Below are 17,470 nucleotides of genomic sequence, written 5' to 3' on the forward strand. Positions count from 1 at the left end.
TGATGGTAGACAGTCTTATGGATTTTCTCCATAAGCCCACCACAGCCCTATGCCTAAGACTGCAGTTCGGCGGAATTGCTGAAACCAGCTGTCAGGTGTCTGCCGACTCCAGCTGATGTAGTCGCTCCCGCGCCTCTATCTATTTTTCTGTATCATATCACTATTTAAGGTAAATTACAACCGTTTTATGAAAATTAAATGATAAAATTTCATAAAATGAAAATATTTACATGAGGGATGGTTTCCTATATAATAAACATAACATAGAGCAGGGAGGATGAAGGATATGTTAGAGAGAATACAGAAATTTCGCAGGGACCTGCATCAGATACCGGAGCTGGAGCTGGAGCTGCCGAAAACACAACGCTATGTGCAAGAGACGCTCAGGGATCTTCCCTGTACGTTAAGCTCACCGATTCCCAGCAGTGTTGTGGCTTTTTTTGACGCAGGAAGAAAGGAAAGCATCGCCTTTCGCAGTGATATGGATGCATTGCCGGTAACAGAAGCTACCGGAAGAGCGTTCGCATCCAGACATGCAGGCCGCATGCACGCCTGCGGACATGACGGTCACATGGCAATGCTGCTGGAGTTCGCACACCAGCTGTCTACGTATTATAAAGAGCTTCCGCACAACGTGGTATTGATTTTTCAGCCGGGAGAGGAAACACCGGGCGGAGCGGAGCCGATGTGCAAAAGCGGTATCTTTGAACAGTATCATATCAAACGGATTTTCGGTTTTCATGTATGGCCGATGCTGGACAATGGTGTGATTGCCACACGCAGAAACGAATTTATGGCACGCTCCAGTGAGGTGAATATCGATATTACCGGAAAAAGCGCACATGCGGCAAAGTATCAGGAAGGCATTGACGCGATGGAGATTGCGGCGCGCTATCTGCTGGATTTATATACGATGGAACAGGAGGAGCTGTCAGCGGAAACCTATCGTTTACTGCGCTTTGGTTTACTGAAGAGCGGTACAGTTCGTAATGTTGTGGCAAATGCTGCCCGTATGGAAGGAACCCTTCGTGCCTTTCAGGATGAAACCTATCAGTATTTGAAAAAGCGTATGCTGGAGCTGGCGAAGCCGTATGAAGAACAGGGGGCAGTGTTCTCCTTTGATATCAATACCGGCTATCCCGCAGTCATGAATGACGCTGCCCTTGTGGATCAGGTGCGGAAGCTGGATCCGAATATCGTGCTGCTGGAGAAGCCCGAAATGATTTCCGAGGATTTTGCCCATTATCAGCGAAAGGTACCGGGCGTATTCTTCTTTCTGGGGACAGGTACCGGGATTGCCCTGCATGCCCACAATTTTGACTTCGATGAAGAGGTACTGGAAGCAGGAGTTAGGGAATACTGCAAGCTGAGCAGGATGGAATAAAGCGGATATAGTTATCAGGTATTCCTACAGCATAGAAGGAAAGAGGTATTGTAGCTGTGATTGAAAACTGTTAACGATTTTCTTTCATCAGCAAACAGAGGAATCAGCTGTAAAGGTGATAAAGAGCGCTGTGTCAGTTAAAATCTACGTATTTCAGAAAATGGCTTTATCCTCATAATACGTCAGATATCCTTTATTTCAGATAGATAGAGTGAACATCGGATACGTAAAAAGGAAGCTCCGCATCTATAAACAATAGAATGAGGAACTTCTTTTCTTTATGAAGCTGTAAAACATGGAAAACTGATTTTCCGTTATTCAGCAGATGGCTATTGAACGCTCCAGATTAAATGCTCGACTTTTTTACTGTTTACAACCTCATAATCGCTTTTATGACCCTGCGGTCCATAGCTGTAAGTAACACGCTCGCCACAGGTTGTTTCATCCCGCAGCCAGTCTTTGCAAGAGGAGTGAATCTGTTTTACTCCTGTATAGGCTATGAGCTCCTTTGCATTGATGGCATCTATACCGCATCCGGCGAGTATTTCGATTTGATCGCCATAACGCTCTTGTAATTGCCGTATGATTTCCTTTCCCTCAAATGCCGTGGGGTAAGTACCGCTCGTAAGCACTCGGTCTACTCCTATATTGATCAGGGTTTCTATTGCTTTGAATGGATCTTTCACACAGTCGAAAGCGCGATGGAATACCACCTGCTTATGGTTCACTTTTGCCAGTGCAGTAATATGCCCACTCTGCTCTGTATCAATATTCCCGTATGCGTCCAGGCAGCCGAATACGATTCCATCGGCACCGTTCTTGATCATATCTCTTGTTTCCTCTACCATAACGTCATAATCCTGTGAAAGATAATGAAATCCTGCCCCGCGGGGACGTATCATCGTCATAACGCATAGCTTTGTATGTTCCTTTATTAAGCGCAGTGTTGCTACACTCGGTGTTAAGCCGCCCATATGCAATGCACTGTTTAATTCGATGCGCTTTGCACCTCCGGCTTCTGCCTGCTGCGCATCATAGTAACTGCCGCAGCAGATTTCAATTTGAGTATTCATATAGGTATCCTCCTAATGCCGCCTTATTTTGCCAGCTTATACAAGCTTAATGCATATATTTTTGCATTCATGATAATATCCTTGATATCCATCCATTCATCCGGCTGATGTCCGATTCCCTTTTGACCCGGGAAGCTTGGTCCGAATGGAACGATGTTCGGCATTGCCTTTGCATATGTTCCGCCCGTTGTTGTTACCGGTGTTCCATCCAGACCGCTTACCTGTTCATATGCACTTTGTAACGCTCTGACCATGAAACAGTCCTTTTCAAATCGAACAGGATCATAATTGTGAAGCAGCTGCAGTGTACAGCAGGAATCAAGCTTGGTACGTATTTGTTTCTGTATGTCTTGAATGCTGCAGCAGGCAGGATAACTGAGAGTAAATTGAAATACGACATCCTCCTGCTCTGTACGCAGCGCATACCCGCGCATTTGCATTTCTCCATATTCATCATCGTGATAATCAATGCCTAAACGATTACCGCTTGCTGCACTTTCCAGAAAATACGTGGTAACGAATGAAAAGAATTGCTGCAGATGCACTTGATCAGCACGAATCTGCAGATTTGCACGACCTCTTTCTCCATATACAACAGGGTATTTACAATCCGGTGTCCATCCCATAACAGGCGGTTTTTCTTTTGAAAGATAATATGTCAAATCCTCAAAACCACTTTCTTCATCCGTGCCGAACATGATGCGTACCTGTCTGGACAACGGTATATGCAATCGTTTCAAGGCATAGAGAGCATATAAACAACTCAGGACAGGTCCCTTATTATCAAGGATACCGCGGGAAAAGATACGCCCGTTTTCATCCATGTAACCGCTGAAGGGAGGATGTGTCCAGCCTTCGCCTGTTTCAACGACATCCAAATGTCCCATGACACCGATATAGTCCTCACTTTCTCCATATTTGGCATATCCTACGTAATTATCCACATTTACAGTTTCGAAGCCGAGTTCTTCTGCTAATTCCAGGGCTTTATCAAGTGCTTTTTTTACGCCTTTTCCAAAGGGAGCGTTCTCCTGCGGCTCACTCTTGACGCTATCTATTCTTACGACCTCTAAAATTCCCTGTATCATTTCCTCTGAGATTTTGTCAATCTCCGCCAGTATTTTATCTTCCATGCTATTTCTCAATCAATGGTGCCATGCGGGTACTCATATAATTCTCCAGCCATTCACTGCTGGCTTCTTGATGTACGCATTTCCCATGTTCTCTTTTTGTCACATATACAATCGGCTTTTGTGTCTGTGTTGCGACTGCGAAAGAAAATCCCTCTATGTTTGTGGCAACGCCCCATTCTCCTTTATTGTTCATTGCGACAAGCGAAATGTCGCCTGCCTTGCCGCGGCGTTTTGTAAGCTCTTGATCCAGCTTTGAAACAGCGATATCACAAGCCTCCTGCGGATGCTTTCCCTCCTTCATCAGCCGGACGATCTCATAAGAGATACAACCCTTCATTAAATCCTCACCGAGTCCTGTAGCGCTGGCACCGCCTGCCGTACTGTCCACATAAAAGCCGGATCCTGAAATCGGGGAATCGCCGACTCTGCCTTTTTTCTTCATAAATAAGCCGGAGGTAGAGGTGGCTGCCGTCATATCGCCGTGACTGTCAAGACAAACCATACCCACCGTGTCATGTCCGCTGTACGGCTTGATTTCCAACTCCTGCACATCCTTAACACGATTTTTATAATGAATTTTCGCGCGATCGCTTAACATATTTTTACGTTCAAAGCCCTCCTTGTGTGCAAATTTTTCCGCCCCCTCACCGACCAGCAGATTGTTTACGGCTTCCTTGCTTAACCGGCGGGCAATACTGATAGGATTCGCAAAATCCTTAATTGCGGCAACTGCTCCGATATCAAAGGTTGTTCCATCCATATAGGCCGCATCCAGTTCCACTTCCATTTCCTCATTTGGCAGACCGCCGTAGCCCACGGATTTATAGTATGGAAAATCCTCTACCTCTTTAATTGCCGTCTCGATAGCATCACCGCTGATACCATCGTTTTCCAATATTCGGGCAGCTTTTTCGATTCCTTCCGCTGCCATTCTCCAGGTCGCTATAATACCCCACATATTCATTCTCTCCTTTCGCATTCATCAACTATCATATTCTCCTTCATTATAATACCATTTCAGTATATCGTTTCTAAGATCATTTCCTAAAGCCTAGGAAGTATGTGTTTTCTTGTTGAAAGCTGATCATATCCGCACAGCCTTGGTGAATTACGCATACTGTTCCTTGTAATTGCCCAGCAGCTTCATCCTCCGTACTACAAGAGGGGGAACGAAGGACTGATGAGTTTTTTATTCGATAAAGCCAAACAAATGCTCGGGGTGTTTTTCCATTTCATCAAGAATCATCATGTCATCATTTGCAATATGACCAACGAGATTACGCTCACCGTCATTTTCCATATCTGTTAACAGGATTTCGATTTCTCCGCGATAATGCGATAAATTGTCATTTACAACTACAACATCTCCGCGATGGAACATTCTCTGTTCACTCATCCGTTGCGGTATTGCTTCTTCTTTGAAAAAGAAACGCGGAAGGGAGCTGCGGATATAATAGTCGCTGGCATCCTGCCGCCCGGTATGCGGATAGTCAAACAGTGCTTTCTTTTCAGCCGCACAGATATCCTTTTCCAGTTCCATGCGGATTGTTGTTTTTGATAGATCGACAGCAGCCATCGCTTTTAACTCCGCTTCACTGGCGTACGCATTTCCAATCAATATATCATCAATCAGCTCACAGGCCAGCATATGGCGCAGCTGTACATCAATCGGCTTCGTACGGTGGAGCTCTACGGTTGGAAGTCCGGCAGATACCGGCCATGGACCGAAGGTATCCGGTTCCCGGCTGGTCACGAAGGCTGCTGTATGAAGTCCCAGCCCCTTCCATTTCTCATTTAAATTCATGAACAGCTTCCAGCCGATTCCGCTGTAGCGTTCCGGATAAAAATTATGACAGATTGTAACATTATGCGGATCTGCGCCGTGCTTCAGCAGATAGTCGATTGAGGAATCCGCACTTCCGTTAAATTCAATTTTAATGCCATATTCATTATGGGTAATCGCCCGGTCAAGAAAATCGTCAAAGTGACCGTCCAGACGAATGATATCCACATGCATGTCATGAAATACCTTTAAATCCAAAGGTGTTGCGCCCAGGTGTTTGAAAACATCCGGATTGGTGTCGACGGCTACTTCATAGCCGAGTGCATGAGCGCGATTCATGAAATCAGTAAATTCCGTAATGATTTCTTCCTTTGCTTTTTGTACTGAAAGCAAGCATGTAAAAATTCTTGTAAATCCGTATCCGGCTGCTGATTCCATATATGCCTGATCTTTTTCAGGGGTTGAATGCTCCGGATATACGCTGATACCTAATTTGTGCATAAAATGCCCTCCTTATAATACTTCTATTATAACGCAGGCTGCATAGGTTATCGCGTATACGGTTTCCTAATGCTAGGAATAAAAAGCATCGTGGCGATTTCTTCAGCACCTCATTCAAAAAACGGGTGCAATGTCCGTCATATTATTTGTGCGTATAATGCCCTCACTTATAACACTTCCGGTATTCTGCAAACGGCAAAGGTTATCTTATATACTGTTCCTTAAAACAAGCATTAAAAAAGAAAAATCTGTTTCCATATCGCTAGGTTCTTATCCAGGTGCAGATCAATATCGCAAATGAAAAGGCACAAAATTACATTGTAATCTCGTGCCGGATAGCCACAAACTGAAACAATCGAGCGTGAGATAGAGCCCGGCTATTGGGGTATTCTTATTTCTTAAATGATTTAATCAGCTTGATTGCGGTTTTCAGGACTTTTTCTCCGTTCATCATACCATAATCGGAGGCGTCAATCACCGCTACCGGAGCAGTTTCTTTGAATCGTCTGTTTGTTTCTTCGTACAGATATTTTACCTGAGGTCCAAGTAAAATACAATCAGGGTGCAGCTGTTCGACAATATCGCCGATTTTAGAATGAGAATATGCCTTTACTTCTAAGGGAAGGCCGTGAGCGTCTGCCACATTCTGCATCTCCTGAGCCAGCATACTCGTAGACATACCTGCACTGCAAAATAGATAAATTTTCTTCATATCGTTCTCCTTTCTGCTCTATTTAATCTTGCTTTCAAGCGCTATGATTCTTTCATAATTCTGAATCATTTCGTCAGCGATGATTTTAAAGCTTTCCGCACTCATCAACTGATCTTCCGCATGGATCAGAAGCAAACCGGTTTCTACTTTTTTGCCGCCTGCTTCCTGCTGAATCATTTTCGCATGAGCTTCATGTCCTTGAAGGAAACTTTTATCTCCCTCTTCAATCATTTCTCTGGCCCTTTCAAAATTCGCTTTTTTAGCTTCCTGTATTGCTTCTATATAGCTGGAGCGAGCCATTCCTACAGCAGAGATAATTTGAAAGCATTGCTTTTCCAAACCTTCCATTACTCATACCCTCCTCTTAAGTGATCTTGATCACGCACTTCTATTATACTAGCCATTGAAAAAAATACTTTTAACACAGTTTCCTAATCATTAGGAAATTGATTATGAAGGAGTGATAGTACTTCCTAGGATGTTAGGAAAACGTTCTACTGTCTCTTTGCATTTCAGTGCCTTATAATGAGTACAGGAAAGAAGGTTTTAAAAATGAACAGATATGAATGGTCGCTGGATGCTTTATATAAAGGCTACGATGACCCCGCTTTTCAAAATGATTTGAAACAGTATCATGATTTACACGACGAGCTTTCTGCACTGACGGAAGAAATGAACACACTGGAGGAATGCTGTGCGGTGAAAGAAATCCTTCAGCTTTTGGAAAAGGAATATGATTTATCCGGCCGTCTGCACATGTACACGATTTTACGCCAATCTGTGGATACCAATGATAAACAGACTCTGCAATATTTGAATATCATCAATTCGAGAATATCCTCTTATTCCGTCTATTGTTCGCAGTTAAAGGATTATCTGGCACATATAAAGCATATGGACTCCTGCATACAGCAGGACGAAATGCTGAAGGAGTATTCCTTTCTGCTGTTTACATTAAAAGATAAAGCCTCTCATTCTCTTTGCAAAGAGGAAGAAGCGCTGCTGGCAAAGCTTTCGCAGACAAGTACAGCAGCATTTCGTGATATGTATTATCATTTGACGGCAAATGTCTCCGTGGAGTGTCTGGGGCAAACGATGACTCTGACACAAGTGAAAAATTTATGTCATTCAACTAGCAGAGACGTGCGAAAGGAAGCCTTTCTGTGTGAAATGAAGGCCTATGAATCCATCAAAGAGCCGCTTGCCTTTTCCATTAATAACATCAAGCGTCAACAGCTGATGGAAGCACGTATGCGGGGGTATGAGGATCCCCTGGATAAAATGCTGCAGGATTCCTTCATGAAGAAAGGAACATTGAACACGATGTATGTCGCTGTTGATAAGTATCTACCTAGGTTTCATGAGTATCTGCGTACAAAAGCAAAGCTGTTGGGATATGATAACGGACTTCCGTGGTATGAAATTTACGCGTCCCTCGGTACGTGCGATATGTCCTTTACGATCGAAGACTGTGAAGCGTATATACAACTGCATTTCAGAAATTTCTCCACTGATTTATATGATATGACAAAGCAGGCAATAGATGAGCATTGGATTGATTATCCAAGCCATACGGGTAAACAGAGCGGGGCATTCTGTGAAAATCTGGCATGGATCAAACAGAGCAGAATCATTACCAATTATGGAAATACCCTGAGTGACGTTATCACGGTGGCACATGAGTTAGGACATGCCTATCATGGAATGCTGGTTGAAAATGAGCGGCCTCTAAATAGAGAATATTGTATGCCGCTGGCAGAAACGGCATCTACATTCAATGAGAATATCATGTATCGTGCTTTAATCAATGATGCAGACCGTGAAAATAAATTGTTCTTGATTGATACGCAGCTGTCTGCACTCTGTCAAAATATCTGTGATATCACAACCCGCTACACATTTGAAAAATCTGTATTTGAACAGTGTGAGGAAAGGTTTATGTTTGCTTCCGACTTGATGCAGCTGATGCTGGAGGCGGAAAAGAAATGTTTTAAGGATGGGTTGGACCCGAATTGGCTCCATCCGTATCGCTGGATTACAAAAGTACACTATTATATCCCAGATATCGCTTTTTATAATTTCCCATATACCTTCGGCGCCTTATTTTCAAGAGGCCTGTATGCGATGTATGAAAAAGAAGGGGAGGCATTCCTTCCGAAATATCGCGCCTTGCTGAAGGCATCAACTACGCATACGGTAGAAGAAACAGCGGCCATTGCCGGTATAGATTTGGAGGATGCCGCTTTCTGGGAAGCCTCACTTGAATCCATCATAAGGCAAATGGATGAATTTCTGATATTAGCGAAAGAGACAGCATAGAATCAGGGCTGAATTGCATGATTGTATCAGTCCGTCAGCTGCCGGCAGTCAGATAGAAAAGGCGTCCAAACAGAAGCTGTTGTATACTGCGCTAGGAGGTATTGGGATAACTGTTTTTCTGACAGCAGATGCTGCAGAACGAAAGCGTCCGGATATCTGCTTTTCCAATAAAAATCGTTTTAAGGGTTTATGTAGAGATTGATAAGTAGAAAAACCGAATGCCTGCTCTTTCAACAAATTTTATGAATCTATATAAAGATAAAAGTAAAGGAGAAACGTTTTATGAAAGTATTATTTGCTTATTTCAGCTCAGAATCGAATGAGCATTCACGCAGTTTGATGACCTTTGATAAATTTGTTTTTAAGTTTGGTGAAGAGGCCGTTCAGCATGTTTCCTGCCGTAAGGTTTTTGAGGATGCCGGTATAGAATTGATTCCGGCAATCATTGCCCGCGGACACCCGCATGGCCCTGTCACATACGATGCTTTTGAATTTATCCGTTCACGTATGATGGTAGAGGTGAAATCACATATTCATGAAATTGATGGAATCTTTCTGTTTTTACATGGCGCCAGTAAAGTGATCGGCTTGTCAGGAGGCTCGGCTGAGCACGCTTTCCTGAAAGAAATACGTGAAATAACCGGGCCGTATATGCCAATCGCCCTTGTAATGGACCCCCATGGAAATCTGTCCGAAGAGCTTGTAAGCAAGGTGAATATCCTGCGCTGCTACCGTCATTCTCCGCATACGGATGCAGAGGAGACATTTCAGTTTGTCGCAGAAAAATTTGTTGAGCTGTTAAAGAACAGAAGGAACATAAGACCGGTATACCGAAAGGTTCCTATCATAATCGGCGGGGAAAAGAGTGTATCACTCGATGAGCCGATGGTATCCATCAACCGGCTGTGTGATGAAGCAGAAAAGGATGAACGCATTATGAGTGCTTCTTTTCATATCGGCTATCTGCGCCATGATGGTGACAAGCTGGGATGCTCTGTTGTCGTTGTACCGCAGAGCGGTAAGTATCGAGCCTATGCCGAGGAAGTGGCAGATCATATTCGTGCGTTTGCATATTCACGGCGTCATGAATTTCATTATCACGGCAATACCGGTGAACCGCAGGAGGTCTTACATAAGGCAGTTGCTCATACAGGAGGAACCGTATTTATTACAGATTCAGGAGATAATGTAGGCTCCGGAGGAGATGGCTTTAATACCTATATGTTACGACAGATTCTCGCAATGCATGATACCAACCATAAACAGTATCTGGTAAGCGGAATTGTTGATCACAACGCTTTTAAAAAACTGTATCCCCGACATGTAGGCGAGCATGTCAGTCTGTGCATTGGCATGAACTATGATGAATTATGTAAAAGCGTACCGATTGAAGGAACTATAATCGCGAAAGGTATACCTGATGAAGGGTACGAGCATAAAAAAGATATGGGGACTGCGATAACGGTCCGATTAGATCATGCACCGGTAAGCGTTGTTATTCTGAATGATGCGATTCAGTTTTATGAGCCGGAGCAGTATACCCGCTGTGGTATCGTGTTAAAGGAATATGATGTTGTTGTGGTAAAACAGGGATATATCTCTGCCGAGTTTGACGCATATGGTGATTTGTGTATGATGGCGCTTACTCAGGGGCCGACATATCAGAGAAGTGAATTATTAAAATTCAAGCAGATTTATCGACCGATGTGGCCTTATGATGATTATGACTTAGAGGATATGCTGTAACAGGGCATAACGGGGCTTATTCTGGGTGATTCCGTAAGTGCGGAGGAGTGCATGGAAGAAAGAGGTAATAGGGCATACCGAGGCATAGTTTGGGTGAGCCTTTCAGATGGTAAAAAGCAATACCCACATAAATCTGTTACAGATTAAAGAGTTCTCTGGCCTATTCCACGATTGATTCTTTCTCATATTTGACTATTTGATTATAGATAATAAAAGCACAAGATCATGCGCAATCATGAAGCTGATCCTGTGCTTTTTGTTGTGAATTATTTGCGATACCCATGTTCGAATAAGAACGCCATAATAAGAGAATGCCTTTTTTTCTATTCTGCATAACAGAAGAAAAGAACATTGAACATTATTTTTTACATGTGTTAAGGATGAACGGACAGGGCTGTTTATTCTATTTTATAGCAGAATATGCCCCTTTTTTTCTATTCTGCATTACAGAAGAAAAGAACATTGAGCATTATTTTTTACATGTGTTAAGGACGAACGGATAGGGCTGGATATCCTATTCCACATTAAAATTTAAATCCTTTTTTGTTTCTTATTGTCTGACTTAAAGTACATTGCACAATTACTTTAAATAATTTTCAGGATGAACGGATATCACGTAATCTGCCTGTCATGTTTAAGGATTCATGGATTTCAATGTTATAAGGCTCACAGCGCATAGGATAAAAGCAGCCATAGTAAGAGGTAGGTATGGTTTGCAGTTTCATGAAAAAAGTGTCTTTCGACACCTTTACTGTATTGCGGTTCTCATTGCACTTACTTTATCCCAGGATAAACGGCGGCAAAATTCTGCAATCGCCTCTACCGTCTGCACATAATCTCTGCGGTGTATGATCAGGTGATGGGAATGCATATAGCGTGTTGGAATACTCAATGTCATGGTTATGATACCATCATATGCTTTGTGAATATTGTCGGCATCGGTTCCTCCGGCAGTCATCATATCGTAGTTGATGCTGAGTCCTAAATCCCTGCAAATCTCTTCCATTTCCCGTAACAATGCCTTATGGGCAATAATACCGGCATCCATTATAGACAGCACCACACCGTTGCCAAGCTTGACATCTCCCTTATCCATCGGTGTGTCCAATGCTGTTGTGACATCCAGTGCAATCGCTACATCCGGATGCAAAAGGTTCGCTGCTGTACGGGCCCCCCGTAATCCGACTTCCTCCTGCACAGTGCCCACAGCATAGACGTTTGCCTCATGCGCGTCCTTCTGTATGCGGTATAATACATCGACAGCAAGGGCTGCACATAAACGATCATCCCATGCTTTCCCCATCAGATAATTAGGATTGTTCATAACTTCAAACTTTGTATCCGGGGTGATCATATCTCCTATTTGAATCCCTAATTCCAATATCTCTTCACGGTTATCCACCCCCATGTCAAGAAATAAATCAAGGGGCTTTATAACCTTTTCTTTTACCTCAGGGGGCAGTCCGTGCGGAGCGCAGGAACCGACGACGCCGTGATATCGTCTACCTTCCTTTGTGGTTACATATAATGTCTGAGATGGCAGAACATGTCCCCACCAGCCGCCTACGGGCAGCATGCGGATATAACCTTGTTCATCAATTTCACGCACCATGAAGCCAACCTCATCCATATGTCCGCAGATCATCACCTTTGGACCGTCAGCATTTCCTTTCTGCAGACCTGCTATGGAGCCAAGGTTATCGTATGTGATTTCGTCGCAGACAGGGGTTAACCACTTTTTCATGATACGGCTAACTTCCTTTTCGCATCCTGAAATTCCATGAGCTTCGCTCAGCTCTCTGATCATTTCCAGATTTATCGTTCCATATGCCTCTTTCATATGCATACCTTAGCGATTCTCCGCTTTATAAGCGTTAATTTTGTTTTCATCAAGCGATGTGATGATGGCAAGCAGTGCACTCTTCGCACAATCGTAATCACGTATATCAATCATGCTGTTTCCCGTATGGACATTACGTGCGCAGATGCAGGCGCTTAAGGTTGGACAGCCGGAAAATAATTTATGTATCCAGGCTGCGTCTGTCTGTGCCATATTATAGTAATACTGATAGGGCAGCTGCTGATTCTTACAGGTCTGTACAAGGGTATCCAGCAATAGGCGATTTGGCATCATGCCCTTATCATAATAACGAATCAGGATTCCTTTTCCAAGCTGCCCGACTGCCTGTTCATCCCTGGTGATGTCGTTTGCTGAACTGCAGTCCAATACGATTCCCATATCCGGATGAATCAGTCCTGTCGCTGTCGTTCCACCCCGTATACCTGCTTCCTCCTGTACGGTTGCTCCGATATACAAATCCACATCAAGCTTTGTTTCCTTCAGTGCCTGCAGCAGCTCGATAGCCATAATACAGCCATAGCGATTATCCCATGCCTTGGAAAGGATGCGATGACCGTCACCAAGCATGGCAAATCCGCCGTCAAGAACGGCGCTGTCTCCAACCTTAACGCCCCAATCAGCAGCCATTTCGGCATTTTCCGCACCGAAATCTATCCGCATATGCTTTGTGTCGCAGGCGGCTATTTCATCCTTATCACATACGATGGTACCGATGTACTCTCTACCGCTGGCTGCCTTTAAACGCACCCGCTGTGCATGCAGACTTTGTGCATCCATCCCGCCGATACATATAAATTCAGCAAGGCCGTTCTTCTTAATACTTGTAATCATAAAGCCTACCTCATCCATATGACCGCAGATCATCACTCTTAATGCATTCGGTTTTCCGCTTTTCTTTACGGCGAAGATAGAACCCAGATTATCGTATATAATTTCATCAGCATAGGGCTCCATATGCGTTTTCATAATTTTTGAGATATTCCTTTCATCTCCGGAGATACCAACAGCCTGTGTTAACTCCTCCATTAAAGCAATCGTTTCATTCGTCAACATAAATACACCTCTTTCTCTTTCATAAATTCATTATAGGCCTTTTAGAAATAATGTATTTGAAGATTGCTTCCTATGTATTAGGAAAAAAGAAAAGCAGCAAAACAGCTGCTTTCCATGTAATCAATAAGGCCTTTAATGATATGCATATTCCTTGATCATATCACTGACATCTTCTTTTTTCGCAAGCTTCAGGGCAAACTCACACATCATTGCCAGACTTTGCGGTAATCCCGTACCACCCTTTTTCGGCATTTTAAGAATGGTCACATGATTTTTAAATTCATCAATAGCTGTACCGCATTCCTCAGACATGATAGCAAACGCCGGTATGTCTGTCAGCTCATTGATTGTCTGAGCTGTTTTTGCGGCCATTTTTCCATAGTTCCCGTAATTAAAGCACGGACCGCAGATTACCACATCCGGATTGAGCTTCTTGCTCATAGCAGCAAATCTTTTTCCGTTGGTATCCGGATCCTGTGCAAAGGTTCCATCACCGCAATACAGTGTTGCACAGATGCTTCCTCCCATATCCGTTAAAGTCTTTTCAAACATATGACATGAACCTATTGCCATCGGTTTTCCTCCCATTGCCAAATCAGGACTTTCTTTTCCGCCAAGTCCTGCCTGCGTTTGATCAAATACCATCAATACTTTCATTTTATAATTCTCCTCGCTTTCTTTTCTGCAACAGAAGCAATGCTTTCTTTAATACTTTTTCACCGTCCATCATCCCATAATCCTCCTGTGAAATCAGCATGACAGGGGTTCGCTCATCAAAGCGCTTTTTCGTCTCATCAAAAAGATATTTTACCTGTGGACCCAGCAGGATGATATCCGGATGTTTTTCTTCAACGATGCTTTGCATCTTTTTATAAGAGAATGCATTAACTTCGATTGGAAGCATGTGTTTATCAGCACAGTCCTGCATACGGCTTGCCAGTAAACTTGTAGACATTCCCTGGTCACAGAACAAATAAAGTCGTTTCATACATCATCCTCCCTTATACATTCATTATAAATCCTTTTCATGTGCAATATAACCAATCATATTTCCTAACTGTTAGGAAATATATCTATGACCAATACTTAATCACAGCTTTTTTCGTGCAAAAAAGAGGTAGCAAATGCACGATAACAGGAGTCATAACGGGCTTGAAATTTCCGGCTAACATCGTATTGCTTGAGTCGCAAAGAAAGAGCTGTAATTCATGCTTATCACATTTTCATAATATATATCTATTGAGATTGGAAGGGGGGGCAGCTAAGAAAAAGAGGCTTCGCATCTTATTGGTGCAATACAACAGATGTGAAACCCGCTCAGTCTATAGCTGTGTAAGAATAGCGTCTGGTATGTTACAGATCATCCAATGATAAATCATCAAATGAAATATCTTCTTCCTCTGTACCCTCTGAATTTTCTTCATCATGCAAATAACCTTTATCGAGCGCTTTAATGAATGGGAAATAGATACAGCATCCGATAACCAGCAGAATAATCTGCCATACTGCGGCAATCCAGCTTCCTGTTGATAACCAGCCGGAGAATCCGATTGGAGTCGTCCACGGTAAGTTGACACCGGTTGTCTTTGGCAGAATTTCTGCTATTGTCAGTAAGTAGGATGTAACTAAATTAAATAATGGTACAAAGATGAACGGTATAATCATAATCGGGTTTAATACGATAGGCAATCCGAAAATGATTGGTTCATTGATACCGAAAATACCCGGAACAATGCTTAATCTACCCAACACCTTGATACGTTCAGATTTACAGAACAGCAGCATACAAATAACGAGCGATAGCGTACTTCCACCGCCGCCAAAGTTCGTGAAGAAGTTTGAGAACGGATTGGTAAAGATATGCGGTAGTTCATTATTCGGCGTTCCTGCTTCAAATGCAAGCAGCTGATCGGCAGTTAATACGTTGCCGATGAAGAATACAGAGTTCATTACGGCAGGACCGTTTATACCGAAGAACCAGAGGAATGTACACATGAAGCTGTAAATAGCATTTGCCCCCAGAGTATCCCCCAGTCCTTTCATAGGCGTCTGAAGTACGGTGAATACAAAACCCTGTGCGGTTTCAAATGGTGTAAATTCAAAGAAGATACGAATCAGGAAGCATACCAGTAAAACGATGGCACTAGGTACCAATGCAGCGAAGGAGTCTGCTACAGCAGGTGGCACACCCTTTGGCATTTTGATTGTCCATCCCTTTTTGTAAACCCAGATAAACAGAAGTACGCAGAGTATAGAGCAGCACAGAGCCATGAAGATACCGTTCGTACCGATATTATCAAAGGATAAACCTGCAAATGCACCTTCTAAAACCACTTTTCCCGCGTCATTGACCGCATCATGAATGACCGGCTGCAGGATGAAAAATGAAACTAAGGCAACGGCAGCGCCCTGTATTTTATCTCCACCAAACTCTCTGGCCATAGCATAGCCAGTACCCAAACAAGTCAGTAAAGCGGTACAGTTAAAGGTTGCGCGAGATACGGCTTTAAACCATTCCTCCCAGCCTGCCCCAAATACTCCTGTCCAGAAGTCAGACCATCCGGGTATCGGAAAATTGGCGATCAATAAGAAAATCGAACCGACGATCAGTAATGGCGTGGCTATTAAGAAGCCATCACGAATGGCAATCAAGACTCTGTTTTTACTTAGCACATCAGACATTGGCATAAGTATTTTCTCAAGCTTGTTAAACATTTTATTTCCTCCTCTTTTTTGTCTTAAAAAATTTAATCGTGCGCACTAAACTTTTTACAATCTAATTATAATAAAAGTTTACTGCTCGCAACATGAAAATGATTTCCTAAGGTATAGGAAATCCACTTTTTCTGACGGTGATGGAAAACATAAATATAGATATATTGCAGGAAATGTATCTATTGCAGGGAACAGCAGGATATCGGAATGAAGAACTAAAAAAGCAGGGATAATAAAAGATATCAGGGTCAGGGACTTAAAATGCAGAGAAAAGCAGAGTATCGAAGTGAAAAACTGGAAAAAGCAGCGATAAGTAAGATGTCGGCATGAAGAACTGAAAAAGCAGCGAAAAGCAGGATATCAAAGAAGGGGCAAAGAAGCGGAGAAAAGAAGGATATCGAAGTATAGGACTAAAAAAACAGAAAAGGATTTTAGAGTGAAAAATTAAGAAAAAACAGGGATTCTCATCCCTGTCGACAGTGCTGCGGCTATAAAGCATGGTAGTCGGATACATCTTCTTTTTGAAGCATATATACTTTTGTTTTACCGAGATAATCATGAAGCATACGGCGGTCGTAATTTGTCAGGGTGATGATAAAAGATAAAAATGTCATGAAATAGGTAATGTAGCCAAAGGAAGCGGGATAATCAATTTTGGCAGTCAGAACGATCAGCTGCACGACATAGGTGGTCGTGAAGGCCGCAAGCTCAAGGAAGGTCATCCCAATGACATTTCTCATAAATAAAGCTTTGGCTGTAGCTTTTGAATTATCCATCATTACGATTTTATAATTTAATAAACGCTTTGCGGGTGTCTGTCCCGGCCATATTTTTAATGGTATATACACATAATAAAACGTATAGAATAAGAATACAAAGAATGTGATAATATATGCCCAATGCAACGGAATGCCAGCCAGTATTTGTGTAGTATTCGTCGAGCCGGTGAGGGAAGCTTGGATGATGACCAATGGAATTACGCAGAATATATTGGCAAGCATGAAATCCATCAGATACCCGAAAAATCTTCTGATATTCGACACGGGAGAATGCTCTGTATCTTTTACAAGGGTATCCTGCTTTTTCAATAATGCAATGCTTAAACGATCAATGAGCCCCAGCTTCTTTTCTCTGTAATGTTTTGTTGGTTTCTTATTATTTTCAGTGATTTTCGCAATCATAATATCTCT

Annotated in this window: 15 protein-coding genes; 3 read left to right on the forward strand and 12 right to left on the reverse strand. The window is 42.8% G+C overall.

All coding sequences use genetic code 11. The features are described 5' to 3' along the window. Positions 1-286: 286 nt before the first annotated feature. Positions 287-1,384, forward strand: coding sequence for an N-acetyldiaminopimelate deacetylase (locus G4D54_01975; protein QJA01270.1), 1,098 nt, complete (start codon positions 287-289; stop codon positions 1,382-1,384). 329 nt (positions 1,385-1,713) lie between these two features. Here the strand turns inward: G4D54_01975 and G4D54_01980 are convergent, their stop codons facing one another. The 6 genes from G4D54_01980 to G4D54_02005 all read right to left on the reverse strand — a co-directional run bounded on the left by G4D54_01980 (position 1,714) and on the right by G4D54_02005 (position 6,934). Further along, positions 1,714-2,457, reverse strand: a complete 744-nt coding sequence (locus G4D54_01980; protein ID QJA01271.1) for a copper homeostasis protein CutC — start codon at positions 2,455-2,457, stop codon at positions 1,714-1,716. A gap of 23 nt (positions 2,458-2,480) precedes the next feature. Then, entirely contained in the window at positions 2,481-3,590 is a 1,110-nt protein-coding gene (locus tag G4D54_01985) for a M20 family metallopeptidase (GenBank protein ID QJA01272.1), read from the reverse strand. 1 nt (position 3,591) lies between these two features. Then, positions 3,592-4,548 carry a N(4)-(beta-N-acetylglucosaminyl)-L-asparaginase gene (locus G4D54_01990; protein ID QJA01273.1) on the reverse strand — a complete coding sequence of 319 codons (957 nt, stop codon included), beginning with the start codon at positions 4,546-4,548 and terminating at the stop codon, positions 3,592-3,594. Positions 4,549-4,779: 231 nt separating this feature from the next. Then, complete coding sequence (locus G4D54_01995) at positions 4,780-5,874, reverse strand: DUF871 domain-containing protein (protein QJA01274.1); 1,095 nt, start codon at positions 5,872-5,874, stop codon at positions 4,780-4,782. Between the two features lie 391 nt (positions 5,875-6,265). Beyond that, the gene (locus G4D54_02000) at positions 6,266-6,586 is read right to left on the reverse strand and encodes a PTS sugar transporter subunit IIB (protein ID QJA01275.1); all 321 of its coding nucleotides are present in this window, start codon (positions 6,584-6,586) and stop codon (positions 6,266-6,268) included. An 18-nt stretch (positions 6,587-6,604) separates the two neighbouring features. Next, the gene (locus G4D54_02005) at positions 6,605-6,934 is read right to left on the reverse strand and encodes a PTS lactose/cellobiose transporter subunit IIA (GenBank protein ID QJA01276.1); all 330 of its coding nucleotides are present in this window, start codon (positions 6,932-6,934) and stop codon (positions 6,605-6,607) included. Between the two features lie 204 nt (positions 6,935-7,138). On the opposite strand from G4D54_02005, the gene G4D54_02010 reads away from it, so the two are divergent. Beyond that, positions 7,139-8,905: a M3 family oligoendopeptidase gene (locus G4D54_02010; protein ID QJA01277.1), complete on the forward strand. Its 1,767-nt coding sequence runs from the start codon at positions 7,139-7,141 to the stop codon at positions 8,903-8,905. 282 nt (positions 8,906-9,187) lie between these two features. Further along, a complete protein-coding gene (locus G4D54_02015; GenBank protein QJA01278.1) occupies positions 9,188-10,651 on the forward strand; it encodes a M81 family metallopeptidase in 1,464 nt (487 codons plus the stop codon). Positions 10,652-11,399: 748 nt separating this feature from the next. Here the strand turns inward: G4D54_02015 and G4D54_02020 are convergent. The 6 genes from G4D54_02020 to G4D54_02045 form a co-directional block, all read right to left on the reverse strand. Further along, complete coding sequence (locus G4D54_02020) at positions 11,400-12,491, reverse strand: M42 family metallopeptidase (GenBank protein ID QJA05137.1); 1,092 nt, start codon at positions 12,489-12,491, stop codon at positions 11,400-11,402. A 9-nt stretch (positions 12,492-12,500) separates the two neighbouring features. Then, positions 12,501-13,565 carry a M42 family peptidase gene (locus tag G4D54_02025; GenBank protein ID QJA01279.1) on the reverse strand — a complete coding sequence of 355 codons (1,065 nt, stop codon included), beginning with the start codon at positions 13,563-13,565 and terminating at the stop codon, positions 12,501-12,503. Between the two features lie 132 nt (positions 13,566-13,697). Further along, a complete protein-coding gene (locus G4D54_02030) occupies positions 13,698-14,222 on the reverse strand; it encodes a glycine/betaine/sarcosine/D-proline family reductase selenoprotein B (GenBank protein QJA01280.1) in 525 nt (174 codons plus the stop codon). 1 nt (position 14,223) lies between these two features. Beyond that, positions 14,224-14,553: a PTS sugar transporter subunit IIB gene (locus G4D54_02035; GenBank protein QJA01281.1), complete on the reverse strand. Its 330-nt coding sequence runs from the start codon at positions 14,551-14,553 to the stop codon at positions 14,224-14,226. A 365-nt stretch (positions 14,554-14,918) separates the two neighbouring features. After that, entirely contained in the window at positions 14,919-16,280 is a 1,362-nt protein-coding gene (locus tag G4D54_02040; GenBank protein ID QJA01282.1) for a PTS sugar transporter subunit IIC, read from the reverse strand. 488 nt (positions 16,281-16,768) lie between these two features. Further along, a complete protein-coding gene (locus G4D54_02045) occupies positions 16,769-17,461 on the reverse strand; it encodes an RDD family protein (protein QJA01283.1) in 693 nt (230 codons plus the stop codon). Positions 17,462-17,470: the final 9 nt, after the last annotated feature.

Source organism: [Clostridium] innocuum (genome assembly GCA_012317185.1).
Lineage (GTDB): Bacteria > Bacillota_I > Bacilli_A > Erysipelotrichales > Erysipelotrichaceae > Clostridium_AQ > Clostridium_AQ innocuum.

What these genes read in the sequence shown, in the direction of transcription:
- G4D54_01975 (QJA01270.1), top strand. Translation starts at nt 287, where the DNA reads ATGTTAGAGAGAATACAGAAATTTCGCAGGGACCTGCATCAGATACCG.
- G4D54_01980 (QJA01271.1), bottom strand. Translation starts at nt 2,457, where the DNA reads ATGAATACTCAAATTGAAATCTGCTGCGGCAGTTACTATGATGCGCAG.
- G4D54_01985 (QJA01272.1), bottom strand. Translation starts at nt 3,590, where the DNA reads ATGGAAGATAAAATACTGGCGGAGATTGACAAAATCTCAGAGGAAATG.
- G4D54_01990 (QJA01273.1), bottom strand. Translation starts at nt 4,548, where the DNA reads ATGTGGGGTATTATAGCGACCTGGAGAATGGCAGCGGAAGGAATCGAA.
- G4D54_01995 (QJA01274.1), bottom strand. Translation starts at nt 5,874, where the DNA reads ATGCACAAATTAGGTATCAGCGTATATCCGGAGCATTCAACCCCTGAA.
- G4D54_02000 (QJA01275.1), bottom strand. Translation starts at nt 6,586, where the DNA reads ATGAAGAAAATTTATCTATTTTGCAGTGCAGGTATGTCTACGAGTATG.
- G4D54_02005 (QJA01276.1), bottom strand. Translation starts at nt 6,934, where the DNA reads ATGGAAGGTTTGGAAAAGCAATGCTTTCAAATTATCTCTGCTGTAGGA.
- G4D54_02010 (QJA01277.1), top strand. Translation starts at nt 7,139, where the DNA reads ATGAACAGATATGAATGGTCGCTGGATGCTTTATATAAAGGCTACGAT.
- G4D54_02015 (QJA01278.1), top strand. Translation starts at nt 9,188, where the DNA reads ATGAAAGTATTATTTGCTTATTTCAGCTCAGAATCGAATGAGCATTCA.
- G4D54_02020 (QJA05137.1), bottom strand. Translation starts at nt 12,491, where the DNA reads ATGAAAGAGGCATATGGAACGATAAATCTGGAAATGATCAGAGAGCTG.
- G4D54_02025 (QJA01279.1), bottom strand. Translation starts at nt 13,565, where the DNA reads ATGTTGACGAATGAAACGATTGCTTTAATGGAGGAGTTAACACAGGCT.
- G4D54_02030 (QJA01280.1), bottom strand. Translation starts at nt 14,222, where the DNA reads ATGAAAGTATTGATGGTATTTGATCAAACGCAGGCAGGACTTGGCGGA.
- G4D54_02035 (QJA01281.1), bottom strand. Translation starts at nt 14,553, where the DNA reads ATGAAACGACTTTATTTGTTCTGTGACCAGGGAATGTCTACAAGTTTA.
- G4D54_02040 (QJA01282.1), bottom strand. Translation starts at nt 16,280, where the DNA reads ATGTTTAACAAGCTTGAGAAAATACTTATGCCAATGTCTGATGTGCTA.
- G4D54_02045 (QJA01283.1), bottom strand. Translation starts at nt 17,461, where the DNA reads ATGATTGCGAAAATCACTGAAAATAATAAGAAACCAACAAAACATTAC.